The organism is Roseateles sp. PN1, assembly GCF_038419725.1.
Taxonomy (GTDB): domain Bacteria; phylum Pseudomonadota; class Gammaproteobacteria; order Burkholderiales; family Burkholderiaceae_C; genus Paucibacter_A.
This window is the reverse complement of the sequence record NZ_JBCARA010000001.1, coordinates 540,250-558,811: the sequence shown is the minus strand read 5'-3', so window position 1 is coordinate 558,811 and position 18,562 is coordinate 540,250. Positions and strand designations below refer to the sequence as shown.

Annotated in this window: 12 protein-coding genes; 6 read left to right on the top strand and 6 right to left on the bottom strand. The window is 64.1% G+C overall.

Annotated elements, in window-relative coordinates:
* Positions 1-13: 13 nt before the first annotated feature.
* Positions 14-1,840, bottom strand: coding sequence for an ATP-binding protein (locus tag AABB87_RS02145; protein ID WP_341969516.1), 1,827 nt, complete (start codon positions 1,838-1,840; stop codon positions 14-16).
* 136 nt (positions 1,841-1,976) lie between these two features.
* Positions 1,977-4,688: a DNA topoisomerase III gene (locus AABB87_RS02140; RefSeq protein WP_341969515.1), complete on the bottom strand. Its 2,712-nt coding sequence runs from the start codon at positions 4,686-4,688 to the stop codon at positions 1,977-1,979.
* Between the two features lie 136 nt (positions 4,689-4,824).
* Between AABB87_RS02140 and AABB87_RS02135 the strand changes: the two genes are divergently transcribed.
* The 3 genes from AABB87_RS02135 to AABB87_RS02125 are packed head-to-tail and all read left to right on the top strand — an operon-like array spanning position 4,825 to position 7,054.
* Positions 4,825-5,340 (top strand): SET domain-containing protein, encoded by a 516-nt coding sequence (locus AABB87_RS02135; protein WP_341969514.1) that lies wholly within the window; start codon positions 4,825-4,827, stop codon positions 5,338-5,340.
* A 17-nt stretch (positions 5,341-5,357) separates the two neighbouring features.
* Positions 5,358-6,242, top strand: a complete 885-nt coding sequence (locus tag AABB87_RS02130; protein ID WP_341969513.1) for a biotin--[acetyl-CoA-carboxylase] ligase — start codon at positions 5,358-5,360, stop codon at positions 6,240-6,242.
* A gap of 2 nt (positions 6,243-6,244) precedes the next feature.
* Entirely contained in the window at positions 6,245-7,054 is an 810-nt protein-coding gene (locus tag AABB87_RS02125; RefSeq protein WP_341969511.1) for a hypothetical protein, read from the top strand.
* Between the two features lie 40 nt (positions 7,055-7,094).
* Here AABB87_RS02125 and AABB87_RS02120 read toward each other — a convergent pair whose 3' ends face one another.
* From AABB87_RS02120 to tkt, 4 genes are all read right to left on the bottom strand, one after another.
* On the bottom strand, positions 7,095-9,239 hold the full coding sequence (locus tag AABB87_RS02120; RefSeq protein WP_341969508.1) for a S8 family peptidase: 2,145 nt from the start codon (positions 9,237-9,239) through the stop codon (positions 7,095-7,097).
* 203 nt (positions 9,240-9,442) lie between these two features.
* A complete protein-coding gene (gene gap / locus AABB87_RS02115; protein WP_058721027.1) occupies positions 9,443-10,441 on the bottom strand; it encodes a type I glyceraldehyde-3-phosphate dehydrogenase in 999 nt (332 codons plus the stop codon).
* 103 nt (positions 10,442-10,544) lie between these two features.
* Positions 10,545-11,567 carry a hypothetical protein gene (locus AABB87_RS02110; protein WP_341969506.1) on the bottom strand — a complete coding sequence of 341 codons (1,023 nt, stop codon included), beginning with the start codon at positions 11,565-11,567 and terminating at the stop codon, positions 10,545-10,547.
* Positions 11,568-11,855: 288 nt separating this feature from the next.
* A complete protein-coding gene (gene tkt, locus AABB87_RS02105) occupies positions 11,856-13,907 on the bottom strand; it encodes a transketolase (RefSeq protein WP_341969505.1) in 2,052 nt (683 codons plus the stop codon).
* Between the two features lie 178 nt (positions 13,908-14,085).
* Here tkt and AABB87_RS02100 point away from each other — a divergent pair, with 178 nt between their 5' ends.
* From AABB87_RS02100 to AABB87_RS02090, 3 genes are all read left to right on the top strand, one after another.
* Complete coding sequence (locus AABB87_RS02100; RefSeq protein ID WP_341969504.1) at positions 14,086-14,694, top strand: hemerythrin domain-containing protein; 609 nt, start codon at positions 14,086-14,088, stop codon at positions 14,692-14,694.
* Between the two features lie 180 nt (positions 14,695-14,874).
* A complete protein-coding gene (locus AABB87_RS02095) occupies positions 14,875-16,374 on the top strand; it encodes an HD domain-containing phosphohydrolase (protein WP_341969503.1) in 1,500 nt (499 codons plus the stop codon).
* Positions 16,367-18,553: an ATP-binding protein gene (locus AABB87_RS02090; protein ID WP_341969502.1), complete on the top strand. Its 2,187-nt coding sequence runs from the start codon at positions 16,367-16,369 to the stop codon at positions 18,551-18,553. The genes AABB87_RS02095 and AABB87_RS02090 overlap by 8 nt, the downstream gene beginning before the upstream one ends.
* Positions 18,554-18,562 lie beyond the last annotated feature (9 nt).

Sequence of the window (18,562 nt, the reverse complement as noted above, 5' to 3'; positions counted from 1 at the left end):
TTGACGCAGCCGCTCAGTGACTCTGCGGCATCTCCAGGCTCAACTCGAATTCAAACTCACTACCCTGCCCCGGCTGGCTGCGCAGCTGAATCTCACTGCCCATTTGTTCCAGCAGCTCCTGGCTGATGGACAGGCCCAGGCCGGTGCCGCCCAGGCAGCGGGCGTCGTCTGCTACTTGCGCGAAGGGCTGAAACAGCTGCGACAGATGCTCTTCGGCAATGCCGATGCCGGTGTCGCTAACGGTGAAGCTGAGCCTTGCGGCGGCGCCTTGCCAAGCCAGCAGTGCCACGCGCAGCCGCACCTCGCCGGCATCTGTGAACTTAACCGCGTTGGAGAGCAGATTGAGCAGCACCTGGCGCAGGCGCTGACCGTCCACCACGACGCGCTGCGGCAGCTGTGGGCCCAGGTCGACCACCAGGCTCAGGCCTTTCTCGATGGCGCGCAGCCGCACCGTGTCGGCGGCCATGTCCAGCAAGGCGCGCAGATCGACCGGGCCGGGGTTGAGGCGCACCTTGCCGGCCTCGATGCTGGCCATGTCCAGCACATCGGAGATCAGGCTCAGCAGATGCTCGCCGGAGTTGCGGATCGAATCCACCCGGCTCATCTGCTCGGGGCTCAGGCGGGTATCCATCTGCAGCAATTGCGAAAAACCCAGGATGGCATTGAGGGGGGTGCGGAACTCATGGCTCATGGTGGCGAGGAAGCGGCTCTTGGCCTGCCCCGACACTTCCGCCCGCGTGCTGGCCTGGCGCAGCGCGCGTGTGCGCTCGGCCACCAGCTCTTCCAGATGGTCGCGGTGCAGCATGAGCTCCTGCTCGGCCAAGCGGCGTTGGGTGATGTCGCTGACCATGCCTTCAATCAAGGGCTGGCGCCCATCGGCGCTGAGCGTGCGATGCGCCGTCAGCGCCACCCACACGGGCCGGCCCTCGCGCTGCAGTTCCAGCTGCACCTGCTGCACGCGGCCGTCGCGCCATAAGGCGCGGGCCAGATTGAGATAGTCCAGCCGCTCCAGCACCACCAGGCGGCGCAGCTGCCCATGAGCCTCCAGCGCCTGCGCCGGTGTGGCAAATCCCAACAAGCGCGCCATCGCCACATTCAGGCGCAGCAGGCGGCCACGTCCGTCGGCCTGAAAAATGCCCTCGGGCGCGTTCTCGTACAAGCTGCGGTAGCGCGCTTCGCTGCGCTTGAGCCCATCGGACGATGCCTTCAGCTGCGCGCTCATGCTATTGAATTGGCGCGTTAGCTGGCCGATCTCATCATCATTCGCCACCTCGGCCTGTGCGCCCAGATCACCGGCGGCCACGCGCTGGGCCAGCTCACCTAAACGCTTCACCGGCTGCTGGACAAAGCGCCGCACCAGGAAGAAGGAGCTCAGCATCACGGCCGCCAAAACGCCCAGGGCCAAGGTCAGCACGAAGCGATTGGCTTTTGCCATCTGCGCACGCACCTGCTCGCTGCTGAACACCAGCACCGCCTTGGCCATGGTGCGCTTGACTTGGGGCACGCGGCCGGGCTCATCGCCGGGATAGTCCAGCACGAATTCATGGCGCTGCGGCGCCACCGCCTCTTGCGCGCGGCGGCGCAGGATGGGCTTCTCAGACAGCTCGCTGCTCAACTCGATGGCGTAGACCTCAGGATCGGCCATCACCGCGTCGAGCAGGTGGTTCACCGCATCGTGATCAACATTCCAAAGCGGCGCGGCCAGATTGCTCTTGACCAACTGAATGCTGCGAGCCATGCGCGCTTGCAAAGCGCTCTCAAGCTGCTGCTCCACTTGATGGTTCCAAGCCCATCCCACCACCGCCACCAAGGCGGTGGCCACGCCGGCTATGCCAAGCATCAGACGTGCTTGTAGCCCCAAGGCCTTACGCCTTTTCGCCATGCAATCCTTCCCCGGGGAATCGCTTCCCCCCTCCCATACGACAAAGCACCTGAGCGTCTATCCTTTTTCGGCTTTTAACGCTCAGGGTGCTGGCTCAAGCCTTGCTGGTCTTCTTGGCCGCCACTTTCTTAGCGGCCGCCTTTTTAGCAGCGGGCTTTTTGGCCGGCGCTGCGGATGCGGTGTCGTCTGCCTCGGTGGCGGCAGCGGTGGCTTTGGCGCTTGATTTGGCTGCCGGCTTCGCCGCCGTCTTGGCGCCCGGCTTGGCCGCACGCGGCTCAAACTCGAACATCACCTTGCCCTCCTTCTTGTCAAAGGCCAGGAAGGCCTTGAACTTACGGCGGGTCTTGTTGGAGACAAAGTTCTCCAGCAAGTCGGTCTTGCCGGTGCTCAGCAGCTTTTGCATCTGACCCAACTCGATGGGCTGCTGCAGGATGATCTTGCCGCTCTTGAAATCGCAGCTGCTGCCCGCGCCCACGGCGTTCTGGCAGACATAGTTGCTGCCATGCTCGAACACGCCGCCACCGCATTTGGGGCAGTGGCCCAAGCTGGTCTGGGCGCTGAAGTCCACCGGCTCGCCATCGGCCTCGGCCTTCTTGGCGTCTTCACCGAAGTCGAATTCCAGCTTCCAGTTCTGCAACTCATCGTCGAACACCAGCGCCAGCTCGGCCGTGAAGGGCCAACCCGCCTTGGAGCGGAAGCCTTCCAGCGGGCCGATCTTTTTGTCGACCAAGAACTTCTCGACCTCATGCAACTCGAAGCTGCGGCTGCCGGGAATCTTGCCGATGGAGAAGCCGCAGCCCTCCGCAGCGCCGTCCTTGCCGGTGCAGGTGAAGCGGCGATAGTTTTCTTTGACGACGCCTCCGCATTTGGGGCACGGGGCCTTCAGCGTGGCGTAGTCGCCGGGAATGGTGTCACGGTCGTATTCCTTGGCTTTTTGCACCACGCGCTCGGTCATGGCCGCGATCTCGGCCATGAAGGTGTCGCGGTTCAGGCGGCCCTTCTCCATCTCGGAGAGCTTGAACTCCCATTCGCCGGTGAGCTGCGGATTGGTCAGGTTGTCCACCTGCAGGCCGCGCAGCAGCGTCATCAGCTGGAAGGCCTTGGCGGTAGGGATCAGCTCGCGGCCGTCGCGCACCATGTATTTCTCGGTCAGCAAACCTTCGATGGTGGCCGCGCGGGTGGCTGGCGTACCCAGGCCTTTCTCGGTCATGGCGGCGCGTAGCTCTTCGTCTTCGATCAGCTTGCCCGCGCCTTCCATGGCCGACAGCAGCGTGGCTTCGGTGTAACGAGCCGGCGGCTTGGTGGCCAGGGACTTCACGTCCACGCCTTCGGTACGCACCACTTCGCCAGGGGCCACGGCCACCAGATTGGCATCGTCTTCCTGCGCTTCCTTGCCGTAGACGGCCAACCAGCCCGGCTTGACCAGCACCTTGCCGTTGGTTTGGAAGTTGTATTGCTGACCCTCAGCCTTGACGGTGCTGATGCGGGTGGTGACCATGAACTCGGCCGGCGGGAAGAACACCGCCAGGAAGCGCTTGACCACCATGTCGTAGAGCTTGGCCTCGATGTCGGTCAGGCTCTTGGGGGCTTGCAGCGTCGGGATGATGGCAAAGTGATCCGAGACCTTGCTGTTATCAAACACCTTCTTGGTCGGCTTGATATAGCCTTCCTTCAAGGCCTTGCGGGCATGCGTGGCCAACTCGCGCAGCGGGCCGGGCATGTCTTCGCTGGCGATCATCTCGGCCGTTTGCTTGGCCACGTTCAGATAGTCCTCGGGCAGATAGCGCGAGTCGGTACGCGGGTAGGTCAGCACCTTGTGTTTTTCGTACAAGGCCTGCGCCAGGCTCAGCGTGGTCTTGGCCGAGAAGCCGAAACGCGAGTTGGCCTCGCGCTGCAAGGTGGTCAGGTCGTACAAGCCGCCGCAGCTGCTGTTGCTGGGCTTGCTTTCCTCGGTGACGGTGGCGGGCTGGTGCAGGCAAGCCTTGGCAATGGCGTCGGCCGTGGCGCGGTCCCACACGCGGTCGGCGCGGCGCTCCAGGTCTTCGTCCTTCTTCCAGCTGGGGTCAAACCACTTGCCTTCGTACTGGCCGGCTTGAGCGTCGAACTGGCCGCGCACTTCCCAATAGTCGCGCGCGACGTGCTTGCGGATCTTTTCTTCACGCTCCACCACGATGGACAGCGTGGGCGTCTGCACCCGGCCGACGGTAGTCAGGAAGAAGCCGCCGTCACGCGAGTTGAAGGCCGTCATGGCCCGCGTGCCGTTGATACCGACCAGCCAGTCAGCCTCCGAGCGGCAGCGTGCCGCATCGGCCAGGGGCAGCATCTGCGCATCGCTGCGCAGCTTCTCAAAGCCCTCGCGAATGGCTTGCGGCGTCATCGACTGCAGCCACAGGCGCTCCACCGGCTTGGCAATGGCCGTCTTGGCGGTGCCGGCGTATTGCACGATCAAGCGAAAGATCAGCTCACCTTCGCGGCCCGCGTCACAGGCGTTGATCAGATGGGTTACATCCTTGCGGCGGATCAGCTTGACCAGGGCGTTCAGGCGGCCCTTGACCTTGTCGATCGGGTTGAGGTCGAAGTGCGGCGGGATCACCGGCAGATTGGCAAAGCTCCACTTCCCGCGCTTGACGTCGAACTCCTCCGGCGCCTTGATCTCCACCAAGTGGCCGACGGCCGAGCTGACCACGTATTGCTCGCTCTCGAAGTACTCGTCATGTTTGTCGAACTTGCCCGCGCTGGGCGTGAGCGCCCGCACGATGTCCTGCGCCACGGAGGGCTTCTCGGCAATGATCAGTGTTTTGCTCATGGTTTCGCTAATGATGTTTTCTTGTTCAGCTCAGGTGCATCACGGTCCGCTCTGCCTACAATCCGGCCTCGCGCATGCGCCTACGCATGTGTACGCGCACGCGCACACCCATGAATTCACTGTAACCACAAACTCGATGACGCAAGCCGCTCGTAAAAAGTCCCCGGTCGCCGCCAAGCAGGTTCCGGTCAAAGCCGCCGCCGCCAAGGGCCGCCGTATTGTGGTGCGCAGTTCGGGTGTGCATGGACGCGGAGTCTATGTCGTCGCACCCATCGCGGCGGGCGACACCATCATCGAGTACACCGGTGAGCGCATCAGCTGGGACGAGGCCATGGACCGCCACCCCCACGACCCCAGCCAGCCCAACCACACCTTCTACTTCCACATCGAGGACGGCCGCGTCATCGATGCCCTGGTCGGCGGCAATAGCTCGCGCTGGATCAACCACAGCTGCGAACCCAATTGCGAGACCGACGAAGTGGACGGTCGCGTCTTCATCAAGGCTCTGGTGGACCTGAGCCCCGGCGAAGAGCTGTTCTACGACTACGGCCTGACCATTGACGAGCGCTACACGCCTAAGCTGAAAAAAGAATTCGCCTGCTACTGCGGTAGCCCGCATTGCCGTGGCACCATGCTGGCGCCAAAACGCTAGCGCAAGCGCCGCCCACCATGCCCGGTACAGAAGCCCCCCATTACCAAGACTGGCACGCCGAAGCCTTGTGGCTGGCAATGACCCCGCTGCTGCCCGACATCAGCATCGAGGTGCTGGCCCGCACTGAATCCACCAACACCACCCTGCTGGAACGCGTGCGCAGCGATCCGCACAGCGGCACGCCTCTGCCCTACGGCCGGCGCTCCCACGATATGCAGCCCTGCTTGCTGGTGGCGGAACAGCAAACGCATGGCCGCGGCCGCCTCGGCCGGGCTTGGCTCTCAGGCATCGAGGGCAGCTCGCTGACCTTTTCGCTGGGCTTGCCGATGGCGGTGAAGGATTGGTCAGGCCTGTCGCTGGCGGTCGGCGCCGCCATTGCCGATGCGCTGGAGCCCGACTTGGCGCCGGGCCAAAGCCCGCAGCTGATGCTGAAGTGGCCCAACGACATCTGGCTGGACGGCCGCAAGCTCGGCGGCATCCTGATTGAAACCGTGCCGGCCGGCGCGCAGCGCATGGTCATCATCGGCGTGGGCCTGAACATCAAGCCGGTCAGCGCCGACTTTGAAGCCTCGCCCAGCCAGTATCAAACCGGCTTTGCGACGCTGTCCGAGCTGCACCCGGGCTTAAGCGCCCCGGCAGCCCTGGCCCTGATTGCCCCCGCCATGGCACGCGCCCTGCTGGACTTCCAGGCCCAGGGCTTCGCGGCCGGCCAAGCCGCTTACGCGCGACGAGACCTGACCCTGGGCCGACAGGTCAGCGCCGGCCCTCTGCACGGCATTTCACGGGGCATCAGCGCCAGCGGCGAGCTGATGCTGGAAACCGCCGATCAAGGCCTGCAAGCCGTCACCGGCGGCGAAGTCAGCCTGCGCTTTTTTGATGACGACACGGGCGGAGCCAACTGACCATGTTCTTGCGTGCCCTGCTGGTCTTTCTGCTGCTGATCAACACCTTGTTTTTCGCCTGGACGCGCGGCTGGCTCGATGAAGCCGTCGGCATCAAGGCCCGCGGGGACAGCGAACCCGAACGCGCCGCACGCCAGCTCAAGCCCGACCTGGTGCAGGTTTTCAGCCCGCAAGGCTTGGCCGCCGCCAAGGCCCAGCAAGCGCCAAGTTGCCTGGAGCTTGGCCCGCTGCAAGGCGACGCCGCCCTGCAGGCCGTGCAAAGCGTGCTGGCCCGCGCGGGCATCACGCCCACCGACTTCCAGCCCCAGCACAGCGAGCAGCCCGGCGTGTGGGCCGTGGCCAGCATCAAGCTGCCCAGCAAGGACTTCCAGGAACGCAAGGAAGACACTTATCGCAAGATGAAGATCGACTTTGAGTATCTGCAAGGCATGCCGGCCGAGATGCCCAGCATGATCCTCAGCCGTCACGCCAGCGAGAAGGCCGCCGCCGCACAGTTGGCTGCGCTGGACCGCCGCGCACTCAAGGGCCTGCGCGTGCTGCAACTGCAGGCCCCCGTCAATCTGCACACCTTGCAAGTGCCACAAGCCAGCCCCGCTTTGCGCGCCAAGCTGACCGAGCTGAGCCGCGACCCGGCCCTGGCCCCCGGTTTCAAGCCTTGTCTGGCGGTGCCCAATGTGGGGGCAGCGGCAGCATCTTCTTCTGCTCCCGCTTCTTCTGCAGCCGCATCTGCGGCCTCGGCAGCAGCTAGCGGCCCTGCTGCCGCCTCAGCAGCAGCCGCCAAGCCAACGGCCTTGCCGAACGCCAGCCGCTGAGGCTTGCGGGCGCGCTAAGCGCCTGCGTTGGAGCTCAAGCTCAGGCCTGAACCCGGCGCCGCAACACCCAGCTGGCCAAGCCCAGCAGAACAACCCACCAGCCACCGGCGGCACCGCCGCCACCGCCGCCGCTACCGCCGTCGGAGGAAATGGGCGTAGGCGTAGGCGTAGGCGTAGGCGTAGGCGTAGGCGTGGGCGCCGGTGCAGGCGCAGGCGTCGCAGCCACCGTGACGGTGCTGGTATTGCTGTAGTTCAGGCCTTGATCATCGGTGAGCGTCAGCTTGACGGTGAAGCTGCCAGCAGCGCTGGGTGTCAGCGCGGCCGTCATGCTGTTGGCGCCCGAGTCAAAGGCCGCAACGATGCCACCGCCGTTGACGATGCTCCAGACTGAACTGGCAATCGTGCGCCCGGCCGCCAATCCAGCACTGCTCCCCGTCAAGGTCACCGCTTGTGTGGCAGTGGGGATGGCCGGGGCGCTGCTGATCTGGACCGTCACCGCATTGGCGGCTTGCGCCGCAGCCACCGCCGCGCCAGCGTCCAGCATGCCGGCGCCGCAGGTGCTGATGGTGCAGTAGCACTCGTCTTGCACAGTACTGGACGGGGCCGTGCATTGCGGAATGCCGGCCGTACCGCCCTTGGTGACGAAAGGTCGCGCCGTGCTCTTTAGCAGCGCCGTGACATCAGCGGCTGACAAACTGGGTCGTGCCGACAGCATCAATGCCACCGTGCCCGCTACGATGGGCGCGGAAAAGCTGGTGCCTACGGAGGCGCTGTTATTGGTGTAGCTGCCGTCATTGGCCACCGGGCTGGTGCTGCCGCTATTGGTGGTGCTCAGCATGGGGAAGAGACAGGCGCCGCTGAGGTTGACGCAATTGCCACCAGGCGCCGCAATCGTCACCTCCGGGCCGATGCTGGAAAAGCCGACCTTGCTGCCCACATGGCGCAGGGCGGCCACCGCGATCACGCCGGGGCAGTTGCCGGGGATGCCAACGGCCTGGCCCTCACTATTGCCGGCCGCCGCCACGATTGTTGCGCCTGCGGACGTGACCTGGCTGATGGTGTCGCGGTACAGCGTGCCTGTTCCGCCGGTGCAAGAGGCCGTGCCGCCCAAGCTCATATTCAAGACCTTGGCCGGGCTGGGGTTGGTCGGCAGGCCGGCCACGGCGATGCCGGCGGCCCATTTCATGCCAGCCATGATGTCGGAGTCGTAACCGCCGCATTTGCCCAGCACGCGGATGGGCAGCAGCTTGATGCCCCAGCCCACGCCGGCAATGCCTTGTGCGTTATTGCTGGCCGCGCCGATCAGGCCGGCTGTGCGGGTGCCATGCCAGGAGCTATTGGTGATGTCATTGCTGTCGCAACCCGAGCCCAGGGTGCCGCCGGTGATGTCGGCCTGGCTGACCCAGTCACCGGGATCTGAAGGGTCATCATCATTGCGATTGCCGTCATTGGCCGTGCCCACCGCGCTGGCATTGCTGTAGCCAATCATGTCGTAGCCCACCTTGCCGGTGGAAAACGCGCTGCTGGCCACGAACTGGCCGCTCAGATCCGGGTGGTCAAAGCGCACGCCGGTGTCGAGGACCGCCACGACGACGGCCGGGTTGCCGGTTGTGATGTCCCAGGCTGCCGGGGCATTGACGCTGGACACCACCTCGCCCGCCGGCGCCTTCAAATACCACTGGCCATTGGCCGAGCCATTGCCGCCGCTGGGCGCGATGCCGCCATTGCCCGCGTACAGGGCGTCACTGGGGGTGACCGAGGTATGGCGGCGGCGTTGATCCACCACGGCCAGTTCCACCTCGCTGTCAGCGGCCAAGCTGCGCGCCAAGTCGGCGGAACTCATGCCGCTGGCGGTGATGACGTGGGTGCGCTCATCCAGGCTCAGATGGGCCCGCAAGCCTTGCGCGTTGCGGCTGTTCAGCCCCGTACGCAAGCCCAGGGCGGTGGCGCGGGTCTGCGCCACATCGCGGGCGTTGGCGGCGTCCATGCGGGTCGACATGATCTTGGCGCGCACGCTAGCCGCTTGCGGTTTGAAGCGCACGATGACACGGGCTTGCGTGTCGGCCGAGACGGCCAGGGCCGCGGACTGCACCGGCCGCTGCGGCAAAGCCAGAGCCAGGGCGGCGCCCAGCAGGCTCAGGCCGAAAAGGCGGAAAAAGGCCGTCGAGTTGTTGGGGGTCTGCATGGTGCTGGCCTCTTGGGTACGGGCGAAGGGGAATGCCGCCTCAGAGTTTAGGCGCGGCTCCCAGCAGCGTCTGTGAAGAAAAGCGAAGCATGCGGCTCTTTTCAATTTGATACAGGCGAAAAAAAGCCCCGCCAAAGGGCGGGGCTCGGTGCCGTGCGAGCTTGGCTCGGAAAACTCACCGGCCAAGCATCTGCGGCGTTCTATCAGGCGGAAACGACCTTGACCATTTCCAGCACCTTGTTCGAGTAGCCCCACTCGTTGTCGTACCAAGCCACCAGCTTGACGAAGGTGCTGTCCAGCGCGATGCCGGCATCGGCGTCGAAGATGGAGGTGCGGGCATCGCCGCGGAAGTCGGTCGCGACGACCTTGTCTTCCGTGTAACCCAGCACACCCTTGAGCGCGCCTTCCGACTGGGCCTTGAACTCGGCGCAGATTTCCTTGTACGTGGCTTCGCTGTTCAGCTCCACGGTCAGGTCAACCACCGACACGTCGGAGGTGGGCACGCGGAAGCTCATGCCGGTCAGCTTCTTGTTCAGCTCGGGAATCACCACGCCCACGGCCTTGGCAGCGCCAGTGCTCGAAGGAATGATGTTTTCCAGAATGCCGCGGCCGCCGCGCCAGTCTTTGTTGGACGGGCCGTCCACGGTCTTTTGCGTGGCGGTGGCAGCGTGCACGGTGGTCATCAGGCCGCGCTTGATGCCCCACTTGTCGTTCAGCACCTTGGCCAGCGGAGCCAGGCAGTTGGTGGTGCACGAAGCGTTGGAGATGATGGCTTGGCCGGCGTAGGTCTTGTGGTTGACGCCGTAGACGAACATCGGGGTGTCGTCCTTCGAAGGGGCGGAGAACACCACCTTCTTGGCGCCAGCGGCCAGATGCTTCTCGCCCGAGGCCTTGTCCAGGAACAGGCCGGTGGCTTCGATGACGATGTCGGCGCCGACTTCGTTCCACTTCAGGTTGGCGGGATCGCGCTCTTGGGTCAGGCGGATCTTCTTGCCATTGACGACCAGGGTGTTGCCCTCGACCGAGACTTCACCGTCGAACTTGCCGTGCACGCTGTCGTACTTGAGCATGTAAGCCAGGTAGTCCGGCTCCAGCAAGTCATTGATGCCAACGACTTCAATGTCCTTGAAGTTCGCGATGGCAGCACGGAACACCATACGGCCGATGCGGCCGAAGCCGTTGATACCGATTTTGATCGTCATGGAAGAGTTCTCCTTTGATGTGGAAGCGATGATTGGAATCCGGAACTGACGCAAGTTTAGTTGCTTGCGGCCCTGCGCTCCGTCCGGCCTGCGCCCATCGCCCTCAATCGCCCAGCTTGACGGCCCCGCAAGGCACGCTGATCACCATGGACTGCCCCAGCAATTGCTCCAGCGCCTCGGGGGGCACATTGAGGCTCAGTTCCGCCAGCCAGGCCATGAATTCGGTGCGGTTGAGATTGCGTGCACCCACCTCGCCCACCTCATTCTTTTGGATCGGCATGCCCACGCGCCACATGAGTTGAAACGGGCAGTCCATGGTGCCCAGATCGAAGTTCACCTTTTGCTGATCGATTCCCTTGACCGCACGGAGGAAGGTGGCCAAGTCCAAGTCCTTCAAGGTCATGAGCTTGCCAGAGCCCGAGTTGTTGACGTGGAATTGCTGTTGCACGGTGATGGGCTCACCACCTTCGTCCACGCAGGGCATGCGGTACTGCGCCACATAGTCCAGCACCGGCTGGCGGAAGTCGGGCGGCACGCTGTCATAAACCACCGTGATCTGCGGCGAGCGATCGGCCGCCTCAAAACGCATCTTCAGCACGAGGTTGCCATAGTCTTTTTGCTTGAGGCGGGAAGCCAGGGCGTAGGTCGAGTTCAGCCGCACCGTGTCGGGCGGCGTGCGCATGCACTGCCTCACCTTTTCTGAGCGCATATTGCTGACGCCGCGCACATCGCTCCAATTCACCTCCGTGGCCGACTGCGGCGTAAAGCTGAATTCCTGCACCGCCAGCACCGTCTTGCCGGCCGGCAAGCAAGGCACTCGGTATTGACGCAGATAGGCCTGCACGGCGTCCAGCAGGCCTTCGGGAATCGCACGGGACAGCACCTCCACCTGCGGCGGGCCATCGGCACGCTCGAAACTCAGCTTGACCCGCACAAAGCCGCCTGACTTGATGGCGCGGTGCTGCTCCGGGTAGGCCAAACTTTCCGTGCCCCTGCTGAGGCATTGCATCCATTCACGCGCCTGCTCGTCGGGCAGCACGGTCTGCGCCTGCAGCGGCGCGGTACCCAAACAGGCCAGCAAGCCCGCAAAGAACCAGGCTCGCACGTTCACGCTCGTCACCATCATCACTCCCTTCCCTGATTGAACTGGGGCTGCCCTGGGGCGCCCCGTCTTTTGATTTCGGCCGCAAGTATCACTGGCCGGCAGGCTAGGAAAATTGTTGATATGACCCGCTTCAAGATGAAACAGACATGAAAAAAGGGCAAGGCTCATCAAAAGCCTTGCCCCTCTCGGGATCCTTCTTGGGAGCCGCATTAAGCCGCTACCGCTGGATTCACATACTCAGCCCAGCTGCTGGTATCGCCGCTGGGCCTTCGTCAGCCAGCAAACGCCTTCCGGCGTTTGTGCGCAGACTCAGCGCTTGCCGCCCTTGAGCTTGGCGACGCCCAGCGCGACCTTGACGGTGTCGACCACGTTTTCGGTGGTGAAGCCAAAGTGCTTGAACAGCACCGGTGCGGGTGCCGACTCGCCGTAACTGTCGATGCCCACCACGGCGGCGCAGCCGTACTTCCACCAGCCGTCCGTCACGCCCATTTCAACGGCCACGCGCGGCAGACCGGCCGGCAGCACGCTTTGCTTGTACTTGGCGTCTTGGCGATCGAACACGCTGGTGCAAGGCATGGAGACCACGCGCACCGGGATGCCTTGCGCAGCCAGGCTGGCTTGGGCGTGCAGGGCCAGTTGCACTTCGGAGCCGGTGGCGATGATGACGCCGCGGGCCTTCTTCTTCAGGCCAGCGTCGGCCGGCTCGCTCAGCACATAGCCGCCCTTGCTGATGTCTTCCACGGCCGTCTTGGGCGCGTAAGGCAGGTTCTGGCGGCTCAGGGCGAGCACGCTGGGGCGGGTGGCGCTGGCGATGGCCATGGTCCAGGCCACAGCGGTTTCGGTCGTGTCGGCGGGGCGCCACACGTCCAGGCCAGGGATCAGGCGCAGCGAAGCGACATGCTCGATGGACTGGTGGGTCGGACCGTCTTCGCCCAGGCCGATGGAGTCGTGCGTGAACACATGGATGACGCGCTGCTTCATCAGCGCGGCCATGCGGATGGCGTTGCGGCTGTAGTCGCTGAAGGTCAGGAAGGTGCCACCGTAGGGGATGTAGCCACCGTGCAGGGCCACGCCGTTCATGATGGCGGCCATGCCGAACTCGCGCACGCCATAGTTGATGTGGCGGCCGCCGTTGGACGAACCGTCGGCTTCGACGCGGAAGGCCGGGGTCGACTTGGTGTTGGTCAGGTTGGAGCCGGTCAGGTCGGCCGAGCCGCCCAGCAGCTCAGGCACTGCGGCGGTGAAGGCTTCCAGCGCGATCTGGCTGGCCTTGCGGCTGGCCACAGTTTCGCCCTTGGTGTGGGCGGCCACAACGGCGTCCACAGCGGTTTGCGCGAAGTCGGCAGGCAGCACGCCGGCCATGCGGCGCAAGAACTCGGCGGCCAGCTCGGGGTGAGCGGTGGCGTAGGCTTCAAAACGCTCGTCCCAGGCGGCTTCCTGGCTGGCGCCGGCGGCCTTGGCGTCCCAGTCGGCATAGACCTCTTGCGGGATCACGAAGGGCTCATGCGCCCAGCCGATGGACTCGCGAGTCAGCTTGATTTCTTCAACACCCAGCGGCTCGCCGTGCGCCTTGGCGGTGTTGGCGCGGTTGGGCGAGCCCTTGCCGATATGCGTCTTGGCGATCACCAGGGTCGGCTTGTCTGTGCTCAGCTTGGCCTTGGCAATGGCGGCGTCAACAGCGTCGACATCATGGCCGTCCACCGGGCCGACCACGTTCCAGCCATAGGCTTCGAAACGCTGGGCGGTGTTGTCGGCGAACCAAGGGGCGACCTGGCCGTCAATGGAGATGCCGTTGTCGTCGTAGATGGCGATCAGCTTGTTCAGCTTCCAGGCGCCAGCCAGCGAGGCGGCTTCGTGGCTGATGCCTTCCATCAGGCAGCCATCACCCAGGAAAACGTAGGTGTGGTGGTCGACGATCTTGTGCGCGTCGATATTGAATTCCTTGGCCAGCATCTTCTCGGCCAGGGCCAGACCCACGGCATTGGTGATGCCTTGACCCAGCGGGCCGGTGGTGGTCTCAACGCCGGGGGTGATGCCCACTTCGGGGTGGCCGGGGGTCTTGCTGTGCAGCTGGCGGAAGGCCTTCAGCTCTTCGATCGGCAGGTCATAGCCCGTCAGATGCAGCAGCGCGTAAATCAGCATGGAGCCGTGGCCGTTGGACAGCACGAAGCGGTCACGATCAGCCCACTGGGGGTTCGTCGGGTTGTGGCGCAGATGGCGGCTCCACAGGGCCACGGCGATATCGGCCATGCCCATGGGCGCGCCGGGATGGCCGGAATTGGCTTGCTGCACGGCGTCCATGGCCAGTGCGCGGATGGCGTTGGCCATCAGGGTGGTGTTGCTTGCAGCGGTATTAGCCATGAGCTTCGCAGGTGAGGAGTTAGGGGGTAACCCGTGATTTTACGTGGCAGACGCGACTTTGCCGCCAGCGCCTGCAACTTCGCGCGCTGACAGCGTGCCAAGTATTGACTTAAAACAAGGCTGGCCGGCCATGTTCTGGCACCCTTTGGCAGACAAAAACAGCCGATGGAGACATGTCATGAGCCAGAGTTCAAGCCGGGCCACGCCGCTGACCCTCAAAGTCATTCAAGACGAGCACAGCGCGCTGGCCGCGATGCTGCGCACTATCCCGCTGCTGCTGGCCGAGCAGCGCCGGCACGGCGTGCTGCCGGACTTTGGCGCCCTGCGGGCCATGTTGTTCTACGTCGACGAATTCCCCGAGCGCCTGCACCACCCCAAGGAAAGCCTGCTGCTCTTCCCCAAGCTGCGCGCCCGCGCGCCGGAGGTCCGCGGTGTGCTGGACAAGCTCGATGAAGACCACCGCCGCGGCGAGCACGCCATCCGCGAGCTGGAACACGCCCTGCTGGCCTACGAGATGATGGGGGAAGCGCGCCGTGCCGCCTTCGAGGAAAAGGCTCAGCACTACGTCAAATGCTATTTGCAGCATATGGAGATCGAAGAGCGCGAGGTGCTGCCGCTGGCCTTGAAGATGCTCAACAACGCCGACTGGGCAGAGCTTGACGATGCCTTTGCCGCCAACCAGGACCCGCTGGCCGGCCATGCACCGTCGCAAGACTATGTGCAGCTGTTCCAGAAGGTGCTGGCCGCCCTGCCCGCCCCGCTAGGCCTGGGGCCCAGCCTGGCCTGACGGGCCGGCGCCCGCCTGCGCCGGTACCCATACCCACAAGCCAGGGCCTGCCGTGCCATTGTTCACGGCGGGGAATGCGGCCGGCGCACCATGAACGGACGCAAAGGCATACCCTTCAAGCGCGGCGGAACTCTAGCTACCTTGTCGAGGTAAACATCCGCTGCAGCAAGGAGGGCGCTCATGAGCGACCAAACTGTTGAACCGGCCGTCATCTTGTTTGTCGATGACGAGCCTTCCATCCTCAGTGCCCTGCGGCGCTTGTTCCGCCCCCTGGGCTACCAGGTGCTGTTGGCCGAGGGCGGGGCGGCCGGCTTGGCCCTGCTGCAAGCCCAGCATGTGGATCTGGTCGTCTCAGACATGCGCATGCCGGAGATGGACGGCGTGCAATTCCTTGAACAGGTGCGGCAAGGCTGGCCCGAGGTCGTGCGCATCTTGCTGACCGGCTATGCCGACATCACCTCCACCATTGGCGCGATCAACCGCGGCGAGATCAACCGCTACATCAGCAAGCCCTGGGACGATCAGGAAATTGTGCTGGCGGTGCAAGACGGCCTGCGGCGCCAGCAGCTGGAGCGCGAGAACCGGCGCCTGGCGCAGCTGAACCAGGCCCAAACCCAGGAACTTCAAGACCTCAACCAACAACTCGCGCAGGCCAATACACAGCTGCAAGACGCCAACAGCCAGCTGCAGCAGGCCAATGACAGCCTCAGCAATGTCAACGGCGAACTGGAGCGCCGCGTCAGCGAGCGCACCAACGAGTTGGCCCAGGCCAACAACAAGCTCGAAGCCAATCTGCAAGAAATTGCGGCCAGCAACCAAAGGCTGGAGCAGCTCAATGTGCAGCTGGAGGAGAACTTCGCCCTGTCCATCAGCGTGTTCGCGGGCTTGCTGGAATTGCGCGACGGCAGCGTGGCCGGCCACGGCCACCGGGTGGCCACCCTGGCCAGGCGCATTGCCGAACATATGGCGCTGGACGACAAGGAAGCGCTGGACATCTACAACGCCGGCCTGCTGCATGAAGTGGGCAAGATCGGCCTGCCTGACAACTTGCTCAACAAGACCGTCTCCCTGATGGACGGCCAGGAGTTCAGCGCCTACAAGCAACACCCCATCATGGCGCAAGCGGCACTGACGCCACTGGGGCGCCTGCGCCAAACCGCCGTCATCATTCGCTCGCAACAAGAGCGCATTGACGGCAATGGCTACCCCGATGGTTTGACGGGTTATGAGGTGCCGCTGGGTTCGCAAATCATCAATATCGCCAGCACCTACGAGTCGCTCATCAGCGGCAAGCTGGCCGAAAAAGAGTTCTCCACGGTCGAGGCCGTGGCCGCCATCCGCGAAGGCGCGCCAGCCCGCTACGACCCCGAGGTGTTGAAGGCCTTCGACGAGGTGCTGCTGGAGATGGCGCAGGAAGCCGATGCCGACACCGAGGTGAATTCCGAAGGCTTGCGCCCCGGCATGAAACTGTCGCGCCCCTTGCTCAGCCCGCATGGCAGCGTGCTGCTGCCGGTAGGCTTCAGCTTCTCCGTGCCGGTGATCAAGCAGGTGCGTGAACTGGAAGCGCGCGATGGCCTGAACCTGAGCTTCTTCGTCAAGCAAGCCGCAGCGTCAGGGGCCTCCAAGGCCAAGCCGCCCGCCGCAGCCCCAAGTGCCAGCCCGAAGGTGCAACATGCTTGAATTTCACAGCACCAGCAGCAGCGCCCCGCTCCCCACCCCGCTGCAGCGCCCCTCAAGCGCCGCGTTCGAGTCGGTGCTGGACGATTTGCAGACCGCCACTCTGGAGGCCGTCAGCGCGCCGGTACTGGTGCATGGCGGACAGTCGATCTTGTTTGCCAACTCGGCCATGCAACGCCTGCTGGGCTACGGCCTGGCGGACTTGCAAGCCATGCCGCATTACGCCTGGGCGACGCAGGACTTCATCGCGCCCTTGAAGGCCTATGGCGAACGCTGCCTGAGCGAGAGCGAGCAGCTGCCGGCCCTAGAGTGCGAAGCGATGACGGCCAATGGCTCGATTCGTTACCTCGAAGTGACGGCCCGCCACTGCAGCAGCGCTGCAGGCAAGCTGGCATTGCTGACCTGCATGGATTTGAGCGATATGCGCCATGTGCAGATGACCCTGCTGGACGTCGGCAGGGTGATGCAGCAGATCCTGGAAAACAACCCGGTACCGACCTTGGTGCTGGACGCCAATAGCCGCGTCAGCCACTGGAACTCGGGCTGCGCGCAGCTGACCGGCATCGAGGCCTTCGACATCATCGGCAGCGCCGACGCCTGGCGGGCCTTTTACCCGGAGCCGCGCCCCCTGCTGGCGCAGATGCTGATTCAGCCCGAGTTGCGGCCGCAGCTGGAGCAGCTCTACGGCGCGGCCTTGCGCCCATCCAGCCTGGTGCCCAATGCGGTGGAGATCGAGCAGTTCTATCCCCATCTGCTGGGCAGCGGCCGCTGGATTTTCTGCACCGCCGTGCCGCTGTTTGACGTGCAAGGGAAAACGGTGGGCGCCATCGCCACCATGCAGGATGTGACCGAGCGGCGGCTGGCCGAAGACGCCCTCAAGCGCCACCAGCAAGAGCTGGAACGACTGGTAGCCATGCGCACCGCCGACGCCTTGAAAAGCCATCTGGAGCTGGACGCCTTCATGGAGAACGCCTCGGTCGGAATTCTTTGCACCAGCGGGCACCGCATCCTGCGCGCCAACAAAAAGTTCTCCGAAATTTTTGAGCTGGCCGACGCCAGTGCGGAAGGCGAGTACAGCCGGCGTTTCTTCGCCAACCCTCAGGCCTACACCGACCTGGTTCGCAAAGCCATTCCGGTGCTGGCCCGCGGCGAATCTCTGGCGCACGAGATGACCATGATCACCGCGGCGGGCAATCAGATCTGGGTGCAGATGATTGCCTACAGCTCGGACGCTCACAACCCCAGCGCCAGCGTCTGGTGGCTGCTGCAGGACCGCAGCGATGTGATGCGCGCGCAGCGCGAGCTGGTGCGCAATTACGGCGAAATGAAAGAGACCAATGCGCGCCTGGCCGAAGCGCAAAGCCAGCTGCTGCAATCCGAGAAGCTGGCCTCCATCGGCCAGTTGGCGGCCGGCGTGGCACATGAGATCAACAACCCGGTGGGCTTTGTGTCCTCCAACCTCGGCACGATGCGGCGCTATATGGAGTCGATGCTGCAGCTGATCGGCCTGTTCGAATGCGTCGGCATCGAACATCTGCCCGCCGCCGTGCATGCCCAGATCACCCAGCTGCGCAAAGCGGCGGACTTCGACTTCATCCACGAAGACCTGCCCCTGCTGCTGCAAGAAAGCGAAGAAGGCCTGAACCGGGTCAAGAAGATCGTGCAGGACCTGAAGGACTTTTCCCGGGTCGACCAGTCCGACTGGCAAGACGCCGACATCAACAAAGGCCTGGACTCCACACTCAATGTGGTGATGAACGAAATCAAGTACAAGGCCGAGATCAAGAAGGACTACGGCACGCTGCCCGCCGTGCGCTGCCTGGCCGCCCAGCTCAATCAGGTCTTCATGAACCTGATCGTCAACGCCAGCCATGCGATTGAAACGCGCGGCGAAATTCAGCTCAGCACCCGCTGCGTGGACGACTGGGTCTGCATCAAGGTGATCGACAACGGCTCGGGCATGCCGCCCGAGGTGCTGCGGCGCATCTTCGACCCCTTCTTCACCACCAAATCGGTGGGTCAGGGCACGGGCTTGGGCCTGTCGCTGTCCTTCTCCATCATTCAAAAACATGGCGGGCGCATCGAGGTGGAGTCCACCCCCGGCAAGGGCACTTGCTTCCAGGTCTGGATTCCCGTCAGCGGTCCCGACCTCAACGCCGCTGAGTCGCCCGGTCTGGCCTGAACGGCCTGC